This is a genomic window from Aquabacter spiritensis, assembly GCF_004346185.1.
Taxonomy (GTDB): domain Bacteria; phylum Pseudomonadota; class Alphaproteobacteria; order Rhizobiales; family Xanthobacteraceae; genus Aquabacter; species Aquabacter spiritensis.
This window is the reverse complement of the sequence record NZ_SMAI01000030.1, coordinates 1-8190: the sequence shown is the minus strand read 5'-3', so window position 1 is coordinate 8190 and position 8190 is coordinate 1. Positions and strand designations below refer to the sequence as shown.

Here is an 8190-nt window from a genome sequence, read left to right as displayed (position 1 = left end):
TGCTCCAGTCTACGATTAAGGGAAAACGAGTCTCCGCTTTAAGGGGAAGATCAGTCACCGATCACCCCCAGTCTTCGCTTTGCGGAAAACTGACACGGGGCTGATCGACGGCGCTCGCAAAAGCGCTCGCGCGCCTTTTAGAGTTAGATTCTGGGTTAGACTCTAAGTTAAGGGCGCGATTTCCTGATGCAGGACAGTGGGTTAAGGCCTGTTTGGGTTCCTGATAGCACGAGGCGCCGGTTCCCGATGGCACGATAGCCCGGGTTCCCGATAGCACGAGGCTATCCACAGGCTGTCCACAGGGCGTGGCTGGCTCGAAGGCGAGCAACAGCCGGCCACTGACCTCGACCTCAACGAACAGCATGTAGCCGGGAAGCGGCTGGCGCCGGATCAGATCCCTGAGTTCGAAGGCGAAGCGCTTGAAGGGCGACAGGCTGCCCGACTTCTGGTGCAGGTGCCGGAAATCAAACCGCCACCCATCCTGTTGTCGCCCGCCATGCTTGCGCACCAGCCGATAGAGCCAGCGCTCCAGCCCGCCCGTCAGCCCGAAATAGGCCCGGTCTATGGTGAGCACGAGCGCGTCGTCGAGCACGGCGCGGTAGAACCAGTCCGGCAGGATGAGGTCGACACCATCCGGCCGGCCGCTGCGGTCGGTGCGCTCCTGCCATTCATTGATCCAGGAGAAGCGGTGCCGGCGTCCCTCCGCCGGCTGGCGGATGGTGGTCGAGACCGTCGTGGATTGGAGACGGTCGAGCGCGGCCTTGAGGCGCTGATAATCCCGCAGCGAGGTGCCGCGCCCGACAAAGGTGAGGATCTCATAGGGCGTCGCCGCCATCAGGCGCGAGGTGCGCAGCCCCGCGTCGCGCGCCTCGACGATCTGACTGGCGGCCCAGATGAGAATATCGGCGTCCCAGATCGTCGCCATGCCGTGGTCGGGCACGGCCTCGACCCGGATGGCGATGCTGCCCGTCCGAAAATCGATCGGCGCGACGCGCGGCGTCTTGGAGAGGGAGAAGAAGGGATAGGCCATGAGATCCTGCGCATCTCGTGGCGCGAAGTCCCCTGGCAGGGCGCGGAACAGATCGAGCTGTCCGCGCTCCGAGAGGCTATGATGCCGCGCCGCCATGGGGAGCGGTCAGCGCGCGGCGCGGCCGGCGAACGAACCTGCGGCAAGCGCATGGCGCTTGGCCGGCAGGACAGTGCCGCGCGGATCGGAGGTCGAGGTGACCGCGCCGCGCTCGGTCCAGGCCTGCAGGTCGTCGATGGAATAGACGACGCGTCCGCCGAGCTTGCGATAGGCGGGACCGGTGCCGTAGGTGCGGTGCTTTTCCAGCGTGCGGGCCGACAGGCTGAGAAACTCGGCGGCTTCCTTGGTGCGCAGGTAGCGCGGCGGGAGGGTGGCTAGATCGGGTCGCATGGAGCGGGCCTCCGTGGGCGTGGCGGGAGCCGCCGGAGTGCGGCGGCGGACGGTGACCACGGTGGCGGAGGAGGAATGTCGGGAGGGATGGGGAAGATTGGGGGGCTAAAATCCCCACCCCGTCAGGCGCGGCGGCGGTGGCGGAACAGCCGCAGATAGCCGCCGGCGATCAGGCCAGTGCCGCCTTCCACCAAGCCGATGACGCGGTCGCGCAGGGGAGACGTCTTCCAGGGGTCGGCCGCAACACGCTCAGTGCCGAACATTACCTCAGCGATGGCGCGGTAGCTGGCGCCCCGGCACCGTCCGTCGCAGGCCTGAAGCATCAGCCGCAGGCGTCCGCGCTGCTGGCGGGTGATGCGGGTGTCGGGTGGAATCCGCTTCCCACGCTGCGCATGCCAGAGGCGGTTCAGCGCCTCGATACGGCCGGGCATGTCGTCGTCGAAGGGGATCAGGGCCGCGATCGATGCGCAGGGTTCAACGACGGTAAGCAGAAGGTGCGGCGGCGCCGCATGATCAGGTGGTTCGGCAGGCACAGCGTGAGGTGCCATGCCGGTGCCCAGCAGATGGTCGGGAAGCTCGGTGAGGACGGTGACGGCCGGATTGATCCGTGGGGACCAGTGGACTGGTTGACGGGTCGCGGGGAGCGAGGGTTTCGCGGGGACATCGCAACCCCCAGAGATGTTCGGCCTCGGCTGGGAGAGGTGCAGCCGCTCTCTCGGCGTCCACAAGGTCCCGATACGCCTGCTGGTAGGACGCATCCCGCCTCAGGCATTCCCAGGCCAATCCCTCCACCGAGAGATCATCGAAATAGTCGTAGGTCCGACTGTCTCGCCAGCGCGACGTATCGGGCTTCATGAGCGACTCCCAGACGGTGCATGCCGTGGGGTCATCAATTGAAGATTGTATCGCCGGGCAGAACTCACCTCACAGGCAACAGGTGATGCGTCGCGCGCATCACCTGGATAGCGGCGCTTCAGTTCACGCGATGTGGGAGCAGATCGCGATAGCCTGTCTGGGCGAGCCAGCGGGCGCGCTCCAGATGGCTGTCATGCACCGCGCGGGCGCGGGCAGGCTCCTGCGCCGGATCAATCCCGAACAGGACGACCACCACTTCCTGCCAGTCGGCTCCCTCGGAGGTCGCGTCGAGGAGGCGCATATAGAGCTTGATATGGGTGCGGTCATAGGCGGTCAGCTTCTGACCGGACGGCGCCTTATCATCAAACGCCTTGGCCACGTCCATCCCCCGCAGGCTGCCGTTTCTTCTGTCGCAAGCCAAGCCGTCGGCGACGGCGTGGGGCTGCAATTTGGGATCATTCTATCATGCGTGCCCATAAAGCCGAACGCTGCGTCGCCGGTGCGCACACCTGATCCACGGTCTCTTTGGCACTGACGATGCGAGGCATCAGGCGACCGCTGCCCACACCGTGGCGAGTGCGATGTAGAGAATACTCCGTGGTGAAATACTCATCAAGCGACTGCTCTCTCGGCCATGGAGATCCGAGAGGTGTTCGCGCGCAATCTGAAGGCCTTGCGGCTGGCCAAGGGGCTGTCGCAGGAGGAGCTTGCGCATCTCGCGGACATTGACCGCACCTATATCAGCTCGCTCGAGCGGTGCGTTTACAACGCCAGCATCGATGTGGTGCAGCGGCTCGCCTCGGTTCTCGGCGTTGAGGCCTCCGACCTGCTCCTGCGTCGGCCGACAGGCACGACCGAGATCGATCCTGAGGACGACAAGTAGGGCTCGATTTTAGCCATCGCGAAATTCGCCGCTTGCCGATGGAGTGCGTCCCCGGCCTCGGTGGCCGGGGACGCGGTCTGCGCTTCAGTCGCTGCGGCGCCCGCTGGGGCGGGACCAGATGAGGGAGAAATTCTCGCCGTCCTCGTCATCGAAGAGGTTGGCGTAGATGGCGGCGGTGAAGCTCGGATCGTCGAGTTTGAGGCCCAGATAGTCGCGGCCCTCGGTGGAGCGCTTGGACCAGGCGGCCCCGATCTCGGCACGGCCGACCAGGACCCGGTGGCTGGGGGCGTTCTCGCCGGTGGCGCGGGTGTCGGGGATGATGCGCACGCCGCGGGCCTGCACGCCGAGGGTGACGATGTCGCCGGTGAACTCGTTGGTGCCGGTCTTCTTGAAGGTGCCGATGGTGGCCATGTTCCGTCTCCGTCCTATCTCTTGAGCCCGCACCATTGCGGCCTCGATGGCGATCGAGAGGCCGGAGGCGAACGACGCCACATCGCCTCGGGGTCCCCGTCGCGCGGCGCGATGGGGTGAGGATTGCGACCGCAGCACAGCGGAGGACGGCACAGGCGCGACTTTGTTGCTGCGCGAGGAATGACGGCGATCCGGGGTCCCCGCGCAGCGCGCGGGGGGGGCGTCGGCAGGGGAAGAAAGTCGGGACCAGCCGTTGTGGCATAGGCGCTCGAGGCGCAGCCGACCTTCGGCCAGATCAGGCCATTGAAGAGGCCGTTTGGAGCGGGCACGGGCGGATGGATGAGGGAGATCGTTTGGCCTCGCGCCGGATATAGAGACCCGACCGGCCGGCATCGGCGGACGATACCCTGAGCTTGGCCAGGCTGCGCATTCCCCGTCCCTCCAACGTCGCGAATGCTCTGCGCCAAGAGGTCTTTCGGCTGGGACGCGGCCGCCGTCCTCCCCGCGCACCAATCTTGCCGCATCAGAGGGCGAAGCCGGCGCGCCGGATCTCCGCTCCCTCCCGGCCCTGCCGGTTGACGCGGACGCTATGCCATTCGCCGTCTGGTGCGCCGAACGGCTATCGCGGCGTCAGGGAGGCGAACTGTGCCCGTCAGAAGGGCGGAACGCCTTCGTCTCGATGATGCGCACGATGGCGACGATGCCGACCACGCCGGCTCCGAGGATCGAAAACACCATCTGCCACGGCTGGGAGGGCATGGTGTGCTTCAGGATGCCATGGGTGGCGTGGAAGCCCGCGGCGGCAGCCGGGACGACGAATGCGGCGGCGATGAGCAGACGGGCCCAGATCGGGCGGACGGTGGCGAGCAGGAACCGGCCAAGACCGAAGGTCAGGGCTGCGGCAGCAAAGCCGACAAGGATAGCGCTGAGCCATCCGGCGCCGGTGCCATAGGCCCATGTGCCCGCCGTGATGCCCGCAAACAGCGGCAACGCGAATACCGCCAGCGTGAAGAGCAGCCAGCAGAGGAAGGCGATTGTCGCCATGCTGAGGAGAATGCCGATGAAGATCATGGGGGCGGCTCCATAAAATCAGATCGAAGCGCCTCCATCACCACGATGCCCCGGCGGGATTGGCGTTGGCGTCAGAGCGCGAGCGCACGCCGTCTCCGCCGTTCATGGCCGCCCGCTCGCCTCTCAAGAGTCGAAGGGGTCGATTTCGCGGACGATGGCGGCTTCGTCGCCGTCGTATTCTGCAGCCGGGGCGACGGAGAGCGTGCCGTCGCCAGCGCGGAAGATGACGACGGTGGCCATCAGGGTGGTGGCGAGGCTGAAGGCGAAGGCGTGAGCGATCTGGGCGGACATCGACCTGGCTCCTGCGCGAGCGGAGGTCCATCCCCCGCTGACAGGCGCCCGAAAGGGCCGGCCGCTGGCCGCAATCACCGCGTGAGGCGCAGCCGGAGCGGCGGCACGCGCAGCGTAGCCCGACCCTTCATGGGTTGATGGCGTCAGGCCATCGGCTGGACCCAAGGATCAGCGTCGTGAAGCGGGGGTGGTCGTCCGGTCAGGAGACCGTGATGGCGGGTTGCCGCGCTGGCAGGTCGTCAGCGTTCCACGTTCCACGGATTGATGACCGCCACACTGGCGGCGTCGAATGCGCTGGTATCGCGCGTGGCCACAGTGAAGCCGCGGGCGGCTGCGATCGCAGCGATATAGCCGTCGGGCGTTGGAAAGCCCTTGCCAGCCGCCCGCGCCTTGACCGCGAGGTCGGCATAGTGTCGTGCGGCAGCGATATCGAACGGCAGGATACGATCGGCGAATAGTTCCATCACCCCGTCCAGGGCTTCGGTGAGCCGGTCTTTGCGCTTGCCCGCGGGCAGCGCACCGATGCCGTACAACAGTTCGGCGATGGTGACGCTGGAGAGATAGAGCGTCTCGGCCGCCTGCTCGTCGAGCCACGCCCGCACGGTGTCGTCGGGCGTGGGCTTCATCGCCTCCGAGATGACATTGGTGTCGAGAAGGATCATTCGAAGCTCATGGGCTCGGCAGGCGTCCTGTCGCGCGCCGGGCTGAGGGCGTCGATGTCCTCATTGGTCAGGCCGAGACGGCGGCTGCGCTCCGCGAGCGCCGTCCCGAGCCGGAGGCGCGTGTCAGGGCGAACGGCGGTCTCAAGGATGTCGCGCATCTCGGCTTCGGTGCTGCGGCCATGCTGTGCCGCGCGCACCTTCAAGGCGCGGTGCGTTGCCTCGGAGAGGTTGCGGATTGTCACTGCGGGCATGATGGCGCCTCCAGTAAGATCGATAGGGTTGATAGCAAAAATAGAGAGTTTGCCATCACATTCAAGGCGGCGGGGTTGGCGGCGCTTATGCGCCACCAGACCCGAACCGATAGACTGGAATGCCCATCTTGCGGGCCTTGTCGGCCAGATTGTCCTGAATGCCGGTGCCCGGAAAGATTACGACCCCGATCGGCACGACGTTCAGCATCTGGTCATTGCGCTTGAAGGGCGCCGCCTTGGCGTGCTTCGTCCAGTCGGGCTTGAAGGCCACCTGCGGCACCTTGCGGCTGTCGGCCCAGAGGGACGCGATCTTTTCGGCGCCTTTAGGCGAGCCGCCATGCAGCAGCACCATGTCCGGGTGCTTGGCGTGGATCTGATCGAGCTTGGCCCAGATCTGCCTGTGATCGGCGGTGTCGCCGCCGGAGAAGGCAATCTTCGGCCCGGCGGGCACAAGCACCTCAGTATCGGCACGCCTTCTGGCCGCGAGGAAATCCCGGCTGTCGATCAGCGCTGCGGTGAGGTGGCGATGGTTGACCCGTGATCCGGCCCGTGGTGTCCAGGGCGAGCCGGTGGCGATGCGGTAGCAGTGGGCGGCGGCCTCGCGGAAGGTTTCCATGCCATCGCGCCGGCCGATCAGGTTCATGCCGATGTCGATCAGACGCTCCAGCTCAAGGGACTTCACCTCCGAGCCGTCCTGTTCGCGCTGAAGCTGCTTCTGGGCCTGCTCATTATCGTCAAGCTTCTGCTCGATCCGGTCCACGGCGCGATGGAACATGTTGACGGTCGACCAGAGGAGATCGGGAAGCTCAGTATCGAGGCTGGTGTCGGTGATCGTGGCGACCAGGGCGTCGAAGATATCGGCGATGGCGCCTTCGATGAGGCGGTCTTCCGGTGGTGGGCGCTGGTCGCGCTCGTCCTCGGAAGGACGGTGGCCGTGGATCTGCAATTCCTGGATCAGATGGTCGGTCGGAGATGAGACGTGGTGCGGCTCGTGGTCGTCATGCGCGCTCATGGGATGCTCCGTCGGTTTGGACCGCTTGCCGTGGCGGCCTTCATGGCGACGAAGCCGTCGGGCGGGACGGACCTGCACCCGGAGCGCGGGCATGCTCCCAGAAAGTGGGAACCGGTTTCGGGACAAAACCATGCCGGAAAGCGCACAGGGCCGAAGCGCAGCGGAGGATGGCGACAAGCCGGCGATTTTGCTTCGCGATGGAAAGCGGCCCGAAGGCCGCGCCGGAAAATCGTCGGCGGCAGCCATTGCCGATCCGGCCCGGCTGATGGCCGATCGCCCTCTCGAAGGCCCAAGGCGCGGTCCTCTTGCCGTTACTGACGCATCCTTGCGGGTATGGCAGCCACGTCTCGCGGTTCAGCCCGCTCCGGCTATGGGGTCAGGCTCATGAAGCGCGCCACGTCCTCCGGGGCGAGTTGTACCCGAACGCGCGCCTGGAGGGCATCGATACCCAGCCGCTGGAGATCCTCGTTAAAGTCTTCGAGGGCTGGCGACAGGCAAACAGCCTCGATCCCGTCGGCGTTCGCCCGTTCCATCAGCATGTCTCGCGCGGCGTCACCGGCAGGATCGTTGTCGCGGACGATGTAGAGCCGCCTCAAGGCAGGCGGGAACAGGATGGCGGCCAGATGCGCAGCCGAGAGCGCCGGTGCCATCGCCATGTCGGGCAGGACCTGCCGGAGAGAAAGCATGGTCTCGATGCCTTCGCCCGCTGCCATCGCGCTGTCGGGCACACCGATGCGAACGGCAGACCCAAGCAGATCACCCATCGCCTTGCGCGGCGTGTCGACCGGAGCCTTGTCCGAGCCGTCGGGCGCAAGCCAAGTGCGGTGTACGCCGGTGATCCTGCCGGTGAGATCGGTGACGGCGGCGATCATGGCGGGCCAGGTCTCTGACGGGCTGTCGTCAGGCTTGTAGTAGCAGCGTGGATGAAAGCGCAGGTTTCCGGTTCCGTGCAAAAGCGTAATGCCGCGTCGGCGCAAATACGTCTGTGCGAGGGTCCCGGCGATGGGTCGCGACATGGCGAACAGACGCCTTGCCGCTTCGACGGATCCTGACGGGGCCGGCGCGATACCGCGACAAGGTGATCTCGGCTCCGGTTCGGGATGCGGCAGGCTGAGAAAGGTCCGCGCTTCGTCGGCAACGTCAGGGAAGTCGGTGAGACCCAGCGATCCGCGGATGACGTCGAGGAGATCGCCGTGCTCGCCGGTGGCGGCATCGGTCTTATGTGCAGTTGAACATAAGACTGAATATGTTGCGCCGAGAGTTATGTTGCGCCCATGTGATTGGGCACTGTTCCACAGACGATCGACGGCTTCTACGCAACATAATGTCAGCGCGCG

Annotated in this window: 13 protein-coding genes; 1 reads left to right on the top strand and 12 read right to left on the bottom strand. The window is 65.9% G+C overall.

Annotated features, from left to right (window positions below):
* Positions 1-61: 61 nt before the first annotated feature.
* From EDC64_RS23115 to EDC64_RS23100, 5 genes are all read right to left on the bottom strand, one after another.
* Positions 62-1126 carry a replication initiator protein A gene (locus tag EDC64_RS23115; protein WP_132036203.1) on the bottom strand — a complete coding sequence of 355 codons (1065 nt, stop codon included), beginning with the start codon at positions 1124-1126 and terminating at the stop codon, positions 62-64.
* Between the two features lie 9 nt (positions 1127-1135).
* On the bottom strand, positions 1136-1417 hold the full coding sequence (locus EDC64_RS23110) for a helix-turn-helix transcriptional regulator (protein WP_132036201.1): 282 nt from the start codon (positions 1415-1417) through the stop codon (positions 1136-1138).
* A gap of 122 nt (positions 1418-1539) precedes the next feature.
* Positions 1540-1965, bottom strand: a complete 426-nt coding sequence (locus EDC64_RS23105) for a DUF2285 domain-containing protein (protein WP_245504858.1) — start codon at positions 1963-1965, stop codon at positions 1540-1542.
* Complete coding sequence (locus tag EDC64_RS23975) at positions 1931-2272, bottom strand: transcriptional regulator domain-containing protein (protein ID WP_245504857.1); 342 nt, start codon at positions 2270-2272, stop codon at positions 1931-1933. The genes EDC64_RS23105 and EDC64_RS23975 overlap by 35 nt, the downstream gene beginning before the upstream one ends.
* A gap of 118 nt (positions 2273-2390) precedes the next feature.
* Complete coding sequence (locus EDC64_RS23100; RefSeq protein WP_132036209.1) at positions 2391-2657, bottom strand: DNA -binding domain-containing protein; 267 nt, start codon at positions 2655-2657, stop codon at positions 2391-2393.
* Between the two features lie 249 nt (positions 2658-2906).
* On the opposite strand from EDC64_RS23100, the gene EDC64_RS23095 reads away from it, so the two are divergent.
* Complete coding sequence (locus EDC64_RS23095) at positions 2907-3155, top strand: helix-turn-helix domain-containing protein (RefSeq protein WP_132036197.1); 249 nt, start codon at positions 2907-2909, stop codon at positions 3153-3155.
* A gap of 84 nt (positions 3156-3239) precedes the next feature.
* On the opposite strand, the gene EDC64_RS23090 is transcribed toward EDC64_RS23095, so the two are convergent.
* From EDC64_RS23090 to EDC64_RS23065, 7 genes are all read right to left on the bottom strand, one after another.
* Entirely contained in the window at positions 3240-3566 is a 327-nt protein-coding gene (locus tag EDC64_RS23090; protein WP_132036195.1) for a DUF736 domain-containing protein, read from the bottom strand.
* A gap of 630 nt (positions 3567-4196) precedes the next feature.
* Positions 4197-4637 carry a hypothetical protein gene (locus EDC64_RS23085; protein WP_132036193.1) on the bottom strand — a complete coding sequence of 147 codons (441 nt, stop codon included), beginning with the start codon at positions 4635-4637 and terminating at the stop codon, positions 4197-4199.
* Between the two features lie 123 nt (positions 4638-4760).
* Complete coding sequence (locus tag EDC64_RS23665) at positions 4761-4928, bottom strand: hypothetical protein (RefSeq protein WP_165933870.1); 168 nt, start codon at positions 4926-4928, stop codon at positions 4761-4763.
* A gap of 239 nt (positions 4929-5167) precedes the next feature.
* Positions 5168-5590, bottom strand: coding sequence for a type II toxin-antitoxin system VapC family toxin (locus EDC64_RS23080; RefSeq protein ID WP_132036191.1), 423 nt, complete (start codon positions 5588-5590; stop codon positions 5168-5170).
* Positions 5587-5841 carry a FitA-like ribbon-helix-helix domain-containing protein gene (locus EDC64_RS23075; RefSeq protein ID WP_132036189.1) on the bottom strand — a complete coding sequence of 85 codons (255 nt, stop codon included), beginning with the start codon at positions 5839-5841 and terminating at the stop codon, positions 5587-5589. The genes EDC64_RS23080 and EDC64_RS23075 overlap by 4 nt, the downstream gene beginning before the upstream one ends.
* Positions 5842-5926: 85 nt before the next feature.
* On the bottom strand, positions 5927-6853 hold the full coding sequence (locus EDC64_RS23070; protein WP_132036207.1) for a DUF2493 domain-containing protein: 927 nt from the start codon (positions 6851-6853) through the stop codon (positions 5927-5929).
* A gap of 368 nt (positions 6854-7221) precedes the next feature.
* The coding region (locus EDC64_RS23065) for a DUF7146 domain-containing protein (protein WP_420808977.1) at positions 7222-8190 on the bottom strand (969 nt) is incomplete at its 5' end.